Source organism: Streptomyces arenae (assembly GCF_022343545.1).
GTDB classification, from domain to species: Bacteria; Actinomycetota; Actinomycetes; order Streptomycetales; family Streptomycetaceae; genus Streptomyces; species Streptomyces humi.
The window spans coordinates 78567-94126 of the sequence record NZ_JAKQYH010000086.1 but is presented as its reverse complement, the minus strand read 5'-3'; the positions used below and the strand labels follow the sequence as shown (position 1 = coordinate 94126).

Below are 15560 nucleotides of genomic sequence, written 5' to 3'. Positions count from 1 at the left end.
GCAAACCGGCGCGTGAACGCCTTGACAACGCTTCGGGGCCGCCCTCAAACTGACGTTGCGCTTACCGCAATCCGTTTCGCTATACGCACCGAGGTGTCATGATGATTCCCGCGTGCCGTCTCGAGGATCTGCCGCGAGGCGAGGCCCACCGGCTCGACATCGACCCGCCCGTGTCGGTGTTCCACACCGACGACGGCGAGCTCTTCGCCATCGACGACACCTGCACCCACCAGGACGCGTCGCTCGCCGACGGCTGGCTGGAAGGCTGCGAGGTGGAATGCCCCCTGCACGCCTCGAAGTTCGACCTGCGCACCGGAGCCGTGGACGCGCCCCCGGCCAGACACCCGGTCCGCACCCACCAGATCGTGGTCGAGGACGGCACGGTCTACGTCCGGCTCTCCACCGACGCGCCCAATCTGCCGCCCTGCGTCAGCGCCCGCCTCGCCGGCGGCGCCGCGTGAGGACCGTGGCCGTGGTGGGCGCCTCGCTGGCCGGTCTGTCGGCCGCGCGCTCGCTGCGGCAGCGGGGGTACGACGGCCGGCTGGTCGTCATCGGCGACGAGGCCCACCGCCCCTACGACCGGCCCCCGTTGTCCAAGGAGTTCCTGGCCGGCACCGTCGGCGAGGCGGACCTCGCACTGGAGCGGGACCGCGAGGAACTCCACGCCGAGTGGCTGCTCGGCACCCGGGCCGCCGGTCTCGACCGCACCCGGCAGGCGATCCGGCTCGCCGACGGCCGGGAGGTCCGCGCCGACGGCGTGGTCGTCGCCACCGGTGCCGCCGCGCGCACCCTGCCCGGCACCGACGGCCTCGCCGGGGTCCACGTGCTGCGCACCCTGGACGACGCCCGCGCCCTGCGGGACGACCTGGCCCGGGGCGGCCGGCTGGTGGTGATCGGCGGCGGGTTCGTCGGCGCCGAGGTCGCCTCCACCGCGTACGCCCTCGGGCTCGACGTCACCGTGATCGAGGCGGCACCGACTCCGCTGGCCGGGCCGCTCGGCCAGGCCATGGGCGCGGTCGTCTCCGCCCTGCACGCCGACCACGGGGTGCGGCTGCTGTGCGGGGTGGGCGTCAAGGGGCTGGGCGGCGAACACCGGGTGGAGGCCGTTCTGTTGGAGGACGGGCGCAGTGTGCCCGCCGACACCGTCGTCGTCGGAGTGGGCGCCCGTCCCTGCGTCGACTGGCTCGAAGGCTCCGGCGTCGCGCTGGACAACGGCGTGAAGTGCGGCGCCGACGGCCGTACCAGCCTGGCCGCCGTGGTCGCGGTCGGCGACTGCGCCAACTGGTACGACCCGGGCACCGGCACCCACCGCAGGGTCGAGCACTGGACCGGCGCGCTGGAACGGCCGGCCGCCGCCGTCGCCGCCCTGCTGGCCCACGGCGCGACGGCACCGGGTGTCCCCCGGCCCCCGTACTTCTGGTCCGACCAGTACGGCGTGAAGATCCAGTTCGTCGGGCAGGCCGCCGGGGCCGACAGCGTGACCGTCGAGGAGGGCTCCACCGACGACCGCAGCTTCCTCGCCGTCTACCGGCGGGCCGGCCGGCCGGTCGCGGTGCTCGGCATGAACCAGCCGCGGCTGTTCACCCGCGCCCGCAAGCAGTTCGGCACCGCCGCGTCTTGACCCGGCGACCGCGCCACCCCATCGATCCACGACGTTCTCCGAGGAGTGCACCGTGACCTCGACCAGCCTGCCGGACAGCCTGATCGCCACCCTCCCCGGCTCCGCCTACACGGATCCCGGGATCTTCGCGCAGGAACAGGAGCGCATCTTCGAGACGATGTGGTTCTGCGTCGCCCGTGCCGCCGACCTGCCGAAGCCCGGCGCGTTCCGCACCGTCGACGTGGGCCGCGAGAGCATCCTCGTCACCCGGGCCCGGGACGGGGGGATCCGCGCCTGGTTCAACGTGTGCCGGCACCGCGGGGCCAAGCTGCGCACCGAGGAGGCCGGCGAGGTCGCGCGGGCCTTCCAGTGCCCGTACCACGCCTGGACCTACGGACTCGACGGCAAGCTGGTCGCGGCGCCCAACCTCACCAAGATGCCCGACGTGGGCCGCACCGAGTACGGCCTGGTGGGTGTGGCCGTGCGCGAGTGGCTCGGCTATGTGTGGGTGTGCCTGGCGGAGAACCCGCCGTCCTTCGAGGAGGACGTGATCGGGGCCGTGGTCGAGCGGCTGGGCGATGTCGCGTCGATCGAGCGCTACGGAGTCGAGGACCTCTCCGTCGGCCGGCGGATCGTCTACGACGTCAAGGCCAACTGGAAGCTCATCATCGAGAACTTCATGGAGTGCTACCACTGCGCCACCATCCACCCCGAACTCACCGAGGTGCTCCCCGAGTTCGCCGACGGTTACGCGGCCCAGTACTACGTGGGCCACGGCGCGGAGTTCGGCGCGGACGTGCGGGGCTTCACGGTGGACGGCTCCGAGGGCCTCGACCGCATCCCCGGCGTCTCCGACGACCAGGACCGGCGGTACTACGCGATCACCGTCAAACCGCAGGTGTTCATCAACCTCGTGCCCGACCACGTGATCTTCCACCGGATGTACCCGGTGGCCGTCGACCGCACGGTGGTCGAGTGCGACTGGCTCTATCTCCCGCACGTCGTGGCGAGCGGCAAGGACGTCAGCCGGTCCGTGGAGCTCTTCGACCGGGTCAATCGCCAGGACTTCGACGCCTGCGAGCGGACCCAGCCGGGGATGAGCTCACGGCTGTACGCCAAGGGCGGTGTGCTGGTGCCCAGCGAGCACCACATCGGCGCCTTCCACGACTGGGTGCAGGAGCGGCTCGGCACCGGGCGGCCGGGGTGACGCCCGTGGCCCGCGCGAGCGGCTGAACGCGGGCCCCACGGCGGTCGTCCCGCGGGTGCTCAGCCCAGGTAGCCCATCCGGTGGCTGATCTCCTCGGCGCCCTTGACCAGCACCGGGGCGAGTTCGTGCATCCGCTCCTCGGTGAACCGGTAGGACGGTCCGGAAGCGCTGATCGAGGCGATGACCTGGCCGTCCCGGTCGCGGATCGGCGCGGCCATGGCGTGCAGCCCGATCTCCAGCTCCTCCAGCGTCCAGGCGTAACCGCGCTCCCGGGCCTCGCTGAGGTTCTTCTCCAGCTTCGCCTTCGAGGAGATGGTGTGCGGGGTCACCTTCTTCAGGCCGGAGTCCGCGATCAGCGCGGCCCGTTCGGTGGCGGGCAGATGGGCCAGCATGATCTTGCCGCTGGAGGTGGCGTGCAGCGGGGTGAGCTGGCCGACCCAGTTGTGCGCGCTGACGGCGGCCGTGCCGCGCACCTGGTAGAGGTTGATCGCGTAGTGCTCCTGCATCACCGCGATGTTGACCGTCTCGCCGATCTCGTCGGCCAGCCGCTCGCACACCTGGCGGCCCTGCTGGGTGACGTCGATACGGCCCGTGACGGCCCCGGCGAGGCGTACGATCCCGAAGCCGAGCGCGTACTTGCCCCGTTCGCCCGCCTGCTCCACCAGGCCGCGCGCCTCCAGGGCGCCGAGCAGACGGAACGCGGTCGACTTGTGCACGTCGATCTCCGCGGCCACCTCGCTCACCCCGGCCTCCCCGCGCTGGGCGAGGATCTCCAGGACGCTGATGGCGCGGTCGACGGACTGCACGCCGCCGGAGGATGAGCCGTTCGTTTCGGTATCCGGACTGAAGTTGCTCATAGCGAAACTATACGCGCAGTAAACAACGCACTCCAAGTAACGCGGTGTGAACAAAGATCTTACAAGTTGCGTTGTTCGCAACCTGGTGCGTATAGCGCTACCCGTACTAGCATGCCGCGCACATCGACGGCGCGAGCGAGACGAGGCACCATGGCTCCCTTGCAGTACGACTTCGTCATCGTCGGCGGCGGATCGGCCGGCAGCGCACTGGCGAACCGGCTCTCGGCCGACCCCGGCAACCGGGTGCTCGTGCTCGAGGCGGGCCGCCCCGACTACCCGTGGGACGTGTTCATCCACATGCCCGCCGCGCTGACCTACCCCATCGGCAGCCGCTTCTACGACTGGAAGTACGAGTCCGAGCCGGAGCCCCACATGGGCGGCCGTCGTGTCTACCACGCCCGCGGCAAGGTGCTGGGCGGCTCCAGCAGCATCAACGGCATGATCTTCCAGCGCGGGAACCCCATGGACTACGAGCGCTGGGCGGCCGACCCCGGCATGGAGACCTGGGACTACGCCCACTGCCTGCCGTACTTCCGCCGGATGGAGAACTGTCTGGCCGCCGACCCGGACGACGAGTTCCGCGGCCACGACGGACCGCTGGTGCTGGAGCGCGGCCCCGCCACCAACCCGCTCTTCACCGCCTTCCTGAAGGCCACCGAGGAAGCCGGGTACGCGCCCACCGACGACGTCAACGGCTACCGGCAGGAGGGCTTCGCCAAGTTCGACCGCAACGTCCACCGCGGCCGGCGGCTGTCGGCGTCCAAGGCGTACCTCAAACCCGCCCGCAGACGCCCCAACCTCACCGTGAGGACCCGCGCCCTCGTCACCCGCGTCCTGTTCGAGGGCAAGAAGGCCGTCGGCGTCGAGTACCGGCGCGGCAGGGGCGCCCTCCGGCAGGTCCGCGCCAAGGAGGTCATCCTGTGCGGCGGCGCGATCAACTCCCCGCAGCTGCTCCAGCTCTCCGGCGTCGGCAACGCGGCGGAGCTGCGCGCCCTCGGCATCGACGTCGTCCACGACCTGCCGGGCGTCGGCGAGAACCTCCAGGACCACCTGGAGGTGTACATCCAGTACGGCTGCAAGCAGCCGGTGTCCGTCCAGCCGTACCTGGCGAAGTGGCGGGCGCCCTTCATCGGCCTGCAGTGGCTGTTCCGCAAGGGGCCGGCCGCGACGAACCACTTCGAGGCGGGCGGCTTCTGCCGCAGCAACGAGGACGTCGACTACCCCAACCTGATGTTCCACTTCCTGCCGATCGCGGTCCGCTACGACGGCTCCGTGCCCGCCGGCGGCCACGGCTACCAGGTCCACGTCGGACCCATGTACTCCGACGCCCTCGGCTCGGTGAAGATCAGGAGCAGGGACCCGCACGAACACCCGGCACTGCGCTTCAACTACCTCTCCACCGAGCAGGACCGGCGCGAGTGGGTCGAGGCGGTGCGGGTCGCCCGCGACCTCCTCAACCAGCCCGCGCTCGCCCCCTACAACGACGGCGAGATCTCGCCCGGCCCGTCGGTGGCGACCGACGAGGAGATCCTCGCCTGGGTCGCCAAGGACGGCGAGACCGCCCTGCACCCGTCCTGCACCTGCAAGATGGGCACCGACGAGATGTCCGTCGTCGACCCGACGAGCATGCGCGTGCACGGCGTGGAAGGCCTGCGGGTGGTGGACGCCTCGGTGATGCCGTACGTCACCAACGGCAACATCTACGCGCCGGTGATGATGATCGCCGAGAAGGCGGCCGACCTGATCCTCGGCAAGGAGCCCCTGGCGCCGTCGAAGGCCGCCTACTACCGGCACCGCGACGCCCAGAAGCAGGCCGGGTAGCCGCCGGGCGCGGCCGCGCGGCGGCGTGGCTGTTTCGCGGCCCGATCGGGATGAGCGGACCCCTTGACGTTCGTCAGCCTGTTCGGCCAGGGTGTTCCACCACAAGCAATCCAATGCACAATGCGCAACGCGAAGTTCGGGCTCGAAGGGCGCGGCCGTGGCAGATCTGTATGTGGACGGTGAATGGCGCGATGCGGTGGCCGGCGGCCACCGGGAGATCCGCTGTCCGGCGGACGGCACGCTCGTCGTCACGGTCTCGGAGGCGACCCGCCCCGACACCGAGGCCGCGATCGCCGCCGCCCGGCGCGCCTTCGACGAGGGACCCTGGCCGGGCACCCCCGAGCGGGAACGCGGCGCCCTGCTGCTGCGCACCGCCGGCATCCTCGAACGCGACGCCAAGGAGTTCGCCCGCGCCGAGTCCCTGGACACCGGCAAGCGCCTGGTGGAGAGCGAGTACGACATCGCCGACGTCGTCTCCTGTCTCCGTTACTACGGCGGCATCGCCGGGACGAACGCGGGCCGGGTGATCGACACCGGCCGGGACGACGCGCTCAGCCGGGTCACCTACGAACCCGTCGGCGTCTGCGGACTGATCACCCCCTGGAACTACCCGCTGCTCCAGGCCTCCTGGAAGGTCGCACCGGCCCTGCTCGCGGGCAACACCGTCGTCCTCAAGCCCAGCGAACTCACCCCCTCCACCTCGATCCTCCTCATGAGGGCCCTCGCCGAGGCGGGCCTCCCGGCCGGCGCCGCCAACCTCGTACTGGGCGCCGGAGCCGAGGCGGGCGCGCCGCTGGCCGAGCACCCGGACGTCGACCTGGTGTCCTTCACCGGCGGGCTGGACACCGGCCGGCACATCATGGCCACCGCCGCCGCCACGGTGAAGAAGGTCGCCCTCGAACTCGGCGGCAAGAACCCCAACGTGGTCTTCGCCGACGCCGACTTCGCCACCGCCGTGGACTTCGCCCTCACCGCCGTGTTCCTGCACTCGGGACAGGTCTGCTCGGCCGGCGCCCGGCTGATCGTCGAGGACCGGATCCACGACGCCTTCGTGGACGAGGTGGTCCGCCGCGCCCGGCTGATCCGCCTCGGCGGCCCGTTCGACCCGGAGGCCGAGACCGGAGCGCTGATCTCCGCGCGGCACCGCGAGAAGGTCGAGGCGTACGTGGCCGCCGGGATCGCCGAGGGCGCGGTCCTGCGCTGCGGCGGCGCCCGCCCCGACGACCCCGCGCTCGCGAACGGCTTCTACTACCCGCCCACCGTCCTCGACGAGTGCCGCCAGGACATGAGCGTGGTGCACGAGGAGTCCTTCGGACCCGTTCTCACCGTCGAACGCTTCCATGACGAGGACGACGCCGTCCGCATCGCCAACGACACGGAGTACGGCCTCGCCGGCGCCGTCTGGACACAGGACGCGGGCAAGGCGCAGCGGGTCGCGCGCAGGCTGCGCCACGGCACCGTGTGGATCAACGACTACCACCCCTACGTACCGCAAGCCGAATGGGGTGGTTTCGGGCACTCGGGTGTGGGCCGCGAGCTGGGACCGACCGGCCTGGACGAGTACCGAGAGCCCAAGCACATCTGGCAGAACATCCAACCCGGGCCGCAGCACTGGTTCCGCGGCTGACGCCGAAGAGAGGTCCCCATCATGTCCCCAGCCCAGACCGAGGTGTCGCGGCCCCGCGACACGTCCGAGGATCCCCGGGACCGCACCCCGGTCATCTCCGTGCGCCGGCTGTGGAAGGTGTTCGGGCCGAAGGCCGACGAGGTGCCGGGCTCCGAGGAACTGTGCGGGCTCACCCGCCGGGAGCTGATGGACCGCACCGGCTGCACCGCCGCCGTGCGGGACGTGAACTTCGAGGTCTCCAACGGCGAGGTCTTCGTCGTGATGGGTCTGTCCGGGTCCGGCAAGTCCACCCTGGTGCGATGTCTGACCCGGCTGATCGAACCCACCGCCGGGGAGGTCGTCTTCGAGGGCGAGGACATCCGGGGCGCCGACGCCCGGCGCCTGCGTGAACTGCGGCGCAGCAAGTTCTCCATGGTCTTCCAGCACTTCGGTCTGCTGCCGCACCGCAAGGTCGTGGACAACGTGGCGTTCGGCCTGGAGATCCGGGGCATGGGCAAGGCCGAACGCATGAAACGGGCCATGGAGACGGTCGAACTCGTCGGCCTCGCGGGCTACGAGAACTCCTACCCCGACCAGCTCTCCGGCGGCATGCAGCAGCGCGTCGGCCTCGCCCGGGCCCTGGCCGGCGACCCCGACGTCCTCTTCTTCGACGAGCCGTTCTCCGCGCTCGACCCGCTGATCCGCCGTGACATGCAGAGCGAGGTCATCCGCCTGCACCACGAGGTCGGCAAGACCATGGTGTTCATCACCCACGACCTCTCCGAGGCACTCAAGCTCGGCGACCGCATCCTGATCATGCGGGACGGCAAGATGGTCCAGTGCGGCACCGGCGACGAACTGGTGGGCGCCCCGGCCGACGACTACGTGCGGGACTTCGTCAAGGACGTGCCGCGCGGCGACGTCCTGACCCTGCGCTGGATCATGCGGCCCGCCGAACCCGACGACGCGCTGGACGGGCCCGAGCTCGGACCGGACGTCGTGGTGCGCGAGGCCACCCGGGCGGTGCTCGCCGCCGAGAAGCCGGTCAAGGTCGTCGAGAACGGCGAACTGCTCGGCATCGTCGGCGACGAGGAGATCCTCTCGGTCGTCGCCGGGCAGGACCCCGGGCGCGAGGGCGGCGCCTGATGGCCGCCGTCGCCGACGCGACCGCCCCGGTCGCGACGACCCGCGGCAGGGTCGGCCGTCCCGTGGTGGTGGCGGCGATCCTGGTCGTCTGGCTGCTGCTCTTCGCGGTGTTCCGCGGCCGGGGGACCCTGACCCTGGCCGCCGCCGACCTCACCGGTCTGCACCGCTGGCTGAACGACGTCAACGACAGCATCGGCGCCAACCGCAACTCCAACCCGCTCTTCCTCTACTTCTTCAACGAGATCCGGCTGGCCATCGACAACCTGGTCACCTTCGTCCAGTCGCTGATCTCCCAGCCCACCGGCGCCCGCCCGGTCCCACAGATCGGCTGGCTCGGCGTCGTCGGACTCGTCGGCTACGTCTCCTGGGCCGTCGGCAACTGGCGGGTCGCGCTGCTGGCTGCGGCCGGGTTCACCTTCTTCGGGCTCCAGGGCCTGTGGCAGGAGAGCATGGACACGCTGGCGCTGACCCTGTCCGCGGTCCTCGTCGCCCTGCTCATCGGCATCCCGCTGGGCGTCTGGGCCGGGCTCTCCGACCGGTTCAACCGGATCATGACGCCCTTCCTGGACTTCATGCAGACGATGCCGACCTTCGTCTACCTCGCCCCGCTGACCCTGATCTTCCTGATCGGCGGCGCCTCCGCCGTCATCACCACCGTGATCTACGCGGCGCCGCCCGCCATCCGCATCACCGCGCACGCCATCCGCTCGGTGCCGCGGACCACCGTCGAGGCGGCCGACTCGCTCGGCACCACCCGCACGCAGCAACTGGTGAAGGTGCTGCTGCCGATGTCGAAGCGCACCGTGGTCATGGGCGTCAACCAGACCATCATGGCCGCCCTGGCCATGGTCACCATCGCCGCCCTGATCGACGCGCCCGGCCTCGGCAAGACCGTCGTCCAGGCGCTCCAGTCCCTCGACGTCGGCACCGCCTTCAACGCCGGCCTCGCCATCGTCGTGATGGCCATCGTGCTCGACCGGGTCACCACGGCGGCCGCCGCCCGCACCGAGACCCGCCGTTCCGGCGACGGCCGGTTCACCAGGTGGCGCCGGCCGCTGCTGGGCGCGGGCGCCGTCGCCGCCCTCGTCCTGGTCTACCTCTCCCACACCTACGTCTGGACGGCGGAGTTCCCCGGTGACGGCACGGTCGGGGGCCACATCGCGAGCGCCGCCGACACCGCGACCGGCTGGCTCCAGGACCATGTCTCCGGGCTGACCAACGCCCTGCGGGACGCCCTCACCAACGGCCTGCTCAACCCGTTCCAGACGCTGCTCACCGACTCCCCGTGGTGGCTGGTGGGTGCCGTCCTGGTCGGCCTCGGCGCCGTCCTCGGCGGCCGGTGGGCCGCGGTCACGGCCGCGGTCTGCGTGGGGCTGCTGGTCGGCACCGGCCTGTGGTCGGACAGCATGACCACCCTCGCCTCGACCGCCGTGGCCACCGTCCTGGTGATGCTGCTCGGCGCGGTCGTCGGCGTGTGGATGGGCCGCAGCGCCCTGGCCGACCGTCTGATCCGGCCCACCCTGGACGCCGCGCAGGTCATGCCGCCGTTCGTCTACCTGGTGCCGTTCCTGGCGCTGTTCGGCGCCACCCGCTTCACGGCGATCGTGGCGGCCGTCGTCTACGCGGCACCCGTCGCCGTCAAGATCATCGCGGACGGGGTGCGCAACGTCCCCGAGGCCACCGTGGAGGCGGCCACCTCGGCCGGGTGCAACACCTGGCAGATCATCACCAAGGTCCAGCTGCCGATGGCCCGCAGCGCCCTGACCCTCGCGACCAACCAGGGCCTGATCTACGTGCTGTCGATGGTTGTGGTGGGCGGCCTGGTGGGGGCGGGCGCCCTCGGCTACGACGTCGTGGCCGGTTTCTCGCAGGGTGAGCTGTACGGCAAGGGGCTGGCGGCGGGGCTCGCCATCGTACTGCTCGGAGTCATGTTCGACCGGATCACTCAGGCTGCGGCACGACGCACCCGGGCATAAGGAGCGCAACACCATGGCACAACACTGGCGAGCCGGCGCGGCCGGCCTGGCCGTCCTCGGACTCACCCTCACGGCCTGCGGCGGAGCGAAGGTCGGCGACAGCGGCTCGGCCGGCGCGACGTCCTCGGGCGGCAAGTGCGGCACCTTCAACCTGGCCGTCAACCCATGGGTGGGCTACGAGGCGGACGCGGCGGTCGTCGCGTACGTCGCGCAGCACGACCTCGGCTGCACGGTGAACAAGAAGGACCTCAAGGAGGAGATCGCCTGGCAGGGCTTCGGGACCGGCGAGGTCGACGCCGTCCTGGAGAACTGGGGCCACGACGATCTGAAGAAGAAGTACATCACCGGCCAGAAGACGGCCGTCGAGGCCGGTTCGACCGGCAACAAGGGCATCATCGGCTGGTACGTCCCGCCGTGGCTGGCCAAGGCGCACCCGGACATCACCGACTGGAAGAACCTCAACAAGTACGCGGCCAACTTCAAGACGTCCGAGTCGGGCGGCAAGGGACAACTGCTCGACGGCGACCCGTCGTACGTCACCAACGACGCGGCCCTGGTGAAGAACCTGAAGCTGGACTTCAAGGTGGTGTACGCGGGCAGCGAGACCGCGCTCATCCAGGCCTTCAGGACAGCCGAGAAGAACAAGCAGTGGCTGATCGGGTACTTCTACGAACCGCAGTGGTTCCTCTCCGAGGTGCCCCTGGTGAAGGTGAACCTGCCGAAGTACACGACGGGTTGTGACGCGGACGCGGCGAAGGTGGCCTGCGACTACCCCGTATACGACCTGGACAAGATCGCCAGCGCGAGCTTCGCCAAGTCGGGCAGCCCCGCCTACGGCCTGGTGAAGAAGTTCAACTGGACCAACGACGACCAGAACACGGTGGCCAAGTACATCGCCGTGGACAAGATGTCGGACGACGCGGCGGCCAAGAAGTGGGTCGACGCCAACCGCGACAAGGTCGAGGCCTGGCTCAAGTAACGGAGACCGCGGAGGCGACGGTCCAGGACGCCCGGCGGACGGTGCGCGGTGGTGCGCGCCGTCCGCCGGGCGTTGCCGTTCTCCGGGCGCTTCCCCGGCCCGTTCTCCGGCGTCGCCCACCCCTTGACACCCCTCCTCGGCGACGGGCACATTGAGTTGCGCAGCCTGAATCATGTTGCGCACAAAGCAACTGCACCGGTCTCAAGTTCGGAGGTTGGGCGATGGCGGGACCCCGAGTGGTCATCATCGGAGCGGGCGTCGTGGGGGCCGCCCTCGCGGACGAGATCTCCGCACGCGGCTGGACCGAGGTGACCGTGGTCGACCAGGGCCCCCTCCCGGCCACCGGGGGCTCCTCCTCGCACGCCCCGGGCCTGGTATTCCAGACGAACCCCTCGAAGACCATGACGGAACTGGCCCGCTACACCGTCGAGAAGCTCTGCTCCCTCGACGTCGACGGCCAGCCGTGCTTCCTCCAGGTCGGCGGCCTCGAAGTGGCCACCAGCCCCGAACGCCTCGCCGAACTCCACCGCAGGCACGGCTGGATCACCTCCTGGGGCATCGAGGCGCGGATCCTCACCCCCGAGGAGTGCGTCGAGCGGCACCCGCTGGTCAACCCCGACCGGGTGCTCGGCGGCCTCCTCGTGCCCACCGACGGCCTCGCCAAGGCGGTCCTCGCCGTCGAGGCCCAGATCCGCCGGGCCACCGCGCGCGGGGTGCGCTTCCTCGCCCGCCACGAGGTCCTCGACGTCCGCCAGGACGACGGCCGGGTCACCGCCGTGGTGACCGACCAGGGCGAGCTGCCCGCCGACGTCGTGGTGTGCTGCGCCGGCATCTGGGGCCCGAGGATCGCCCGCATGGTCGGCATGAACCTCCCGCTCACCCCGCTCGCCCACCAGCTCGCCTGGACCGGCCCGGTCCCCGCGCTCGCCGGCCAGACCGAGGAGGCCGTCCGCCCGATCCTGCGCCACCAGGACGCCGACCTCTACTACCGCGACCGCTTCGACGGCATCGGCATCGGCTACTACGGTCACCGCCCCATGCCGATTTCCGCCGACGACATCCTCTCCGTCGACGAGGCCGACCAGATGCCGTCCGTCCTGAAGTTCACCGAGGAGGACTTCGAGGACGCCTGGACCGAGACGCAGTCCCTGCTGCCCGCGACCCGCGAAGCCAAGGTCGAGGAGGGCATCAACGGCCTCTTCTCCTTCACCACCGACGGCTACCCGCTGCTCGGCGAGTCCCCGGACGTCAAGGGCTTCTGGGTCGCCGAGGCCGTCTGGGTCACCCACTCCGCGGGCGTCGGCCGCGCCGTCGCCGAATGGCTGGTGGACGGCCACTGCTCGTCCTTCGACCTGCACGAGTGCGACGTCAACCGCTTCGAACCGCACCAGCTGGCCCCGGAGTACGTCCTCGCCCGCGACTGCCAGAACTTCGTCGAGGTCTACGACATCCTCCACCCCCTCCAGCCGAGCGGGAAGCCGCGCCCGATCCGCACCAGCCCCTTCCACGCCCGCCAGCAGGAGCACGGCGCGTTCTTCCTGGAGGCGAACGGCTGGGAGCGCCCCCAGTGGTACGAGGCGAACGCGGGCCTGGTCGAGGGCCGCGACATCCCCACCCCGAACGACTGGGCCGCCCGCTACTGGTCGCCGATCGTCGGCGCCGAGGCCCAGGTCACCCGCGAGACCGTCGCGATGTACGACATGACCGCCCTCAAGCGGCTGGAGGTGAGCGGCCCCGGCGCCGCCGGCTTCCTGGAGGGCCTGGTCACCGGCAAGGTCGCCAAGTCCGTCGGCTCGGTGACGTACACGCTGCTGTTGGACCACGACGGCGGCATCCGCAGCGACATCACCGTCGCCCGCCTCGCCCGCGACCTCTTCCAGGTCGGCGCCAACGGCAACCTCGACCTCGACTGGTTGGCACGGCGCCTGCCGGCCGACGGCACGGTCCAGGTCCGTGACATCACCCCCGGCACCTGCTGCGTCGGCCTGTGGGGCCCCCTCGCCCGCGAGGTCCTCCAGCCGCTCACCGACGAGGACTTCTCCAACGACGGCCTCAAGTACTTCCGCGCCAAGCGCGCCTACATCGGCTCGGTGCCGGTCACCGCGATGCGGCTGTCGTACGTCGGTGAGCTCGGCTGGGAGCTGTACACGACCGCCGACCAGGGCGCGAAACTCTGGGACACACTGTGGCAGGCGGTGGAGCCGCTCGGCGGCATCGTCGCCGGGCGCGGCGCCTTCAACAGCCTCCGCCTGGAGAAGGGTTACCGCTCCTTCGGCACCGACATGACCTACGAGCACGACCCCTACGAGGCAGGCGTCGGTTTCGCGGTGCGGCCCGACAAGGGCGACTTCGTCGGCAGGGCCGCGCTGGAGCGGCGCCGGGCCGACGTCCGCCGGAAACTGACCTGCCTCACCGTCGACGACCCCCGGGCCGTGGTGATGGGCAAGGAACCGGTGTACGACGGCGAGCGGGCCGTCGGCTACGTAACGAGCGCCGCGTACGGCTACACGATCGGCAAGGGCATCGCCTACGCGTGGCTGCCGGCGGAGCTGGCGGTGCCCGGCACGGCGCTGCGGATCGGGTACTTCGACCAGCGCGTGGCGGCGGTGGTGGCCGAGGAGCCGTTGTTCGACCCGGCGATGTCCCGGCTCCGGGGGTGAGCTGCACCTCCAGGGGTGCGGCGACGGCCCGGCTCCAGGGGTGAGCGGCACCCCCAGGGATGCGGAGAACCGCGGGACCAGCCGTGACGCACCCGCGCTGAGGCGGGCCGCGGTGGCGCCGGGGCTCAGCCCGAGCGCTGCGCCAGCTGCCCCAGGTGCGCCGCCCGCGACTCACCGGTCTGGCCCTGGACCAGCAGGAACAGGGCCTCCCTGGCGAGCCGTTGGGCGCGGTTGTCCAGGGACATCGCCCGGCCGCCGCCCGCCACCACGGCCGCCGTCGTCGCCGTCCGCAGCAGCGTGAACGCCTCGGCCCGTACCGCCAGCCGTTCCTCCGTGTGCTCGTGCGGAACCGGATGGTCCGCGAGCGCGTAGGCCCGGCGGCGGACCTCGTCGAGCCGCGCCCGCAGCGGGCCCGCGTACTCCGCCGCCACCAGGGCCAGCGCCGCCCGCGCGACACCGAAGACGGCCGGGCCCGCGTTGCGGGGTTTCGGGCGGTCCGCCGCCGCCCACTGCCCGTACGGCACCCGCAGCGCGACCGCCTCCTCCGGCACCCACAGGCCGTCCAGGTCCAGGGACACCGTCCGGGACGCGGTCAGCGCCGCCAGCCGCATCGGGTCCGACGGCCGCAGCCCCGGCTGCTCCCGGGCCTCGACGAAGGCGAACAGCGCCTCGTCCTCCTCGGTCACCCCGGCCAGCAGCAGCACGTCGTTCAGACCCCAGCCGGTGTACCAGGGCACGGTGCCGTCGAAGCGCCGGCCGCCCGCCTCCCGTCGTACCCGCACGGGGAGCCGCGGGTAGGACCGCAGATGCGCGTACGCCACCCCGGACAGCAGTTCACCGCGCGCCAGCGGTCCCAGCAGCCGCTCCCGCACCGGCAGTTCGGTCGCGGCCAGGGTCTGCACCGGAGTGTGGTGCTGCGTCTGCACGAACCAGGTCGAGCAGCAGGCCCCGGCCAGGATCTCCGCCGTCTCGCGGACGACGGCCGCGGGCGCCGCCGAGCCGCCGAACGCGACGGGGGCGCTCACCCCGAGCAGCCCCGAGCGCTTGATCGCCTCGATGTGGCCGGCGGGCACGCCCTCCTGGTCGACCCGCTCCGCGGCGGGGGAGAGGAGGGTGTCGGCGAGGTGCCGGGCGCGGGTGACGAGCGGATGGGTGGCAGCGGTCATGAACAGGATTCTTTCCGACCCCGAGGCACCGTGGCGCGGCGGAACCCGCCACCGGGTCCCGCCGACGGCGCGGAGGGGGCTCGGGCTCGGCGCCGACGGCGCGGAGGGGGCTCGGGCTCAGTGTCGGCGGTCGGCTCGGTCGTGGGCGACGGCCGGTCCGAGGCCGGCCGGCAGGTGGCCGACGACCAGGCCCACCGCGGCCTCCGCGGTGCGGGTGAACCCGATGACCCGTGGAGTGCCGGGGCGGCGGACCCGGAACCGTCCGTCGTCGAGGGGGTCGACCGCGGGCGCCCGGACCGACCACGGATAGCTCGTGACGCTGCTCAGGTTCAGGGTGAAATGGCTGGTGAAGGGGTACAGCTGCCGCAGTGCCGGGTCCGCTCCCGCCGCCTCGATCAGGGCCACGATCTCCGGGTAGGGGCGGCCCGGGTACCGGGCCTCGTGCAGCCGCTGCCGCCGTCGCCAGGCGACCGGCAGCCGCTGCCAGCACGCCTCCACGGCCTGTGCCGGATCGAGTTCGGGTCCCATGGTCACCGTGTGCG

At 71.5% G+C, this 15560-nt stretch carries 12 protein-coding genes; 9 read left to right on the top strand and 3 right to left on the bottom strand.

Features of this window, described 5'->3' with window-relative positions; all coding sequences use genetic code 11:
* Positions 1-98 precede the first annotated feature (98 nt).
* From MB828_RS39080 to MB828_RS39070, 3 genes are read left to right on the top strand one after another with little or no spacing between them, the layout of a single operon-like run.
* Positions 99-461: a bifunctional 3-phenylpropionate/cinnamic acid dioxygenase ferredoxin subunit gene (locus MB828_RS39080; protein WP_133028920.1), complete on the top strand. Its 363-nt coding sequence runs from the start codon at positions 99-101 to the stop codon at positions 459-461.
* Positions 458-1621, top strand: coding sequence for an NAD(P)/FAD-dependent oxidoreductase (locus MB828_RS39075; protein ID WP_301652303.1), 1164 nt, complete (start codon positions 458-460; stop codon positions 1619-1621). The genes MB828_RS39080 and MB828_RS39075 overlap by 4 nt, the downstream gene beginning before the upstream one ends.
* Positions 1622-1673: 52 nt before the next feature.
* Entirely contained in the window at positions 1674-2807 is a 1134-nt protein-coding gene (locus MB828_RS39070) for an aromatic ring-hydroxylating oxygenase subunit alpha (RefSeq protein ID WP_301652302.1), read from the top strand.
* 59 nt (positions 2808-2866) lie between these two features.
* Here MB828_RS39070 and MB828_RS39065 read toward each other — a convergent pair whose 3' ends face one another.
* On the bottom strand, positions 2867-3664 hold the full coding sequence (locus MB828_RS39065) for an IclR family transcriptional regulator (protein ID WP_301652301.1): 798 nt from the start codon (positions 3662-3664) through the stop codon (positions 2867-2869).
* Positions 3665-3814: 150 nt separating this feature from the next.
* Here MB828_RS39065 and betA point away from each other — a divergent pair, with 150 nt between their 5' ends.
* The 6 genes from betA to MB828_RS39035 all read left to right on the top strand — a co-directional run bounded on the left by betA (position 3815) and on the right by MB828_RS39035 (position 13852).
* Positions 3815-5485, top strand: coding sequence for a choline dehydrogenase (betA, locus tag MB828_RS39060; RefSeq protein ID WP_301652300.1), 1671 nt, complete (start codon positions 3815-3817; stop codon positions 5483-5485).
* Between the two features lie 157 nt (positions 5486-5642).
* A complete protein-coding gene (locus MB828_RS39055) occupies positions 5643-7112 on the top strand; it encodes an aldehyde dehydrogenase family protein (RefSeq protein WP_301652299.1) in 1470 nt (489 codons plus the stop codon).
* A 21-nt stretch (positions 7113-7133) separates the two neighbouring features.
* Positions 7134-8237, top strand: coding sequence for a quaternary amine ABC transporter ATP-binding protein (locus tag MB828_RS39050; RefSeq protein WP_133028926.1), 1104 nt, complete (start codon positions 7134-7136; stop codon positions 8235-8237).
* Positions 8237-10213 carry an ABC transporter permease gene (locus tag MB828_RS39045; RefSeq protein WP_301652298.1) on the top strand — a complete coding sequence of 659 codons (1977 nt, stop codon included), beginning with the start codon at positions 8237-8239 and terminating at the stop codon, positions 10211-10213. The genes MB828_RS39050 and MB828_RS39045 overlap by 1 nt, the downstream gene beginning before the upstream one ends.
* Positions 10214-10226: 13 nt before the next feature.
* Positions 10227-11192 (top strand): ABC transporter substrate-binding protein, encoded by a 966-nt coding sequence (locus MB828_RS39040; RefSeq protein WP_301652297.1) that lies wholly within the window; start codon positions 10227-10229, stop codon positions 11190-11192.
* Positions 11193-11413: 221 nt separating this feature from the next.
* On the top strand, positions 11414-13852 hold the full coding sequence (locus tag MB828_RS39035) for a GcvT family protein (protein ID WP_301652296.1): 2439 nt from the start codon (positions 11414-11416) through the stop codon (positions 13850-13852).
* Positions 13853-13977: 125 nt separating this feature from the next.
* Here MB828_RS39035 and MB828_RS39030 read toward each other — a convergent pair whose 3' ends face one another.
* On the bottom strand, positions 13978-15018 hold the full coding sequence (locus tag MB828_RS39030) for an acyl-CoA dehydrogenase family protein (RefSeq protein WP_301652295.1): 1041 nt from the start codon (positions 15016-15018) through the stop codon (positions 13978-13980).
* A 117-nt stretch (positions 15019-15135) separates the two neighbouring features.
* Complete coding sequence (locus MB828_RS39025; protein WP_301652342.1) at positions 15136-15546, bottom strand: DUF6193 family natural product biosynthesis protein; 411 nt, start codon at positions 15544-15546, stop codon at positions 15136-15138.
* Between the last annotated feature and the right edge of the window lie 14 nt (positions 15547-15560).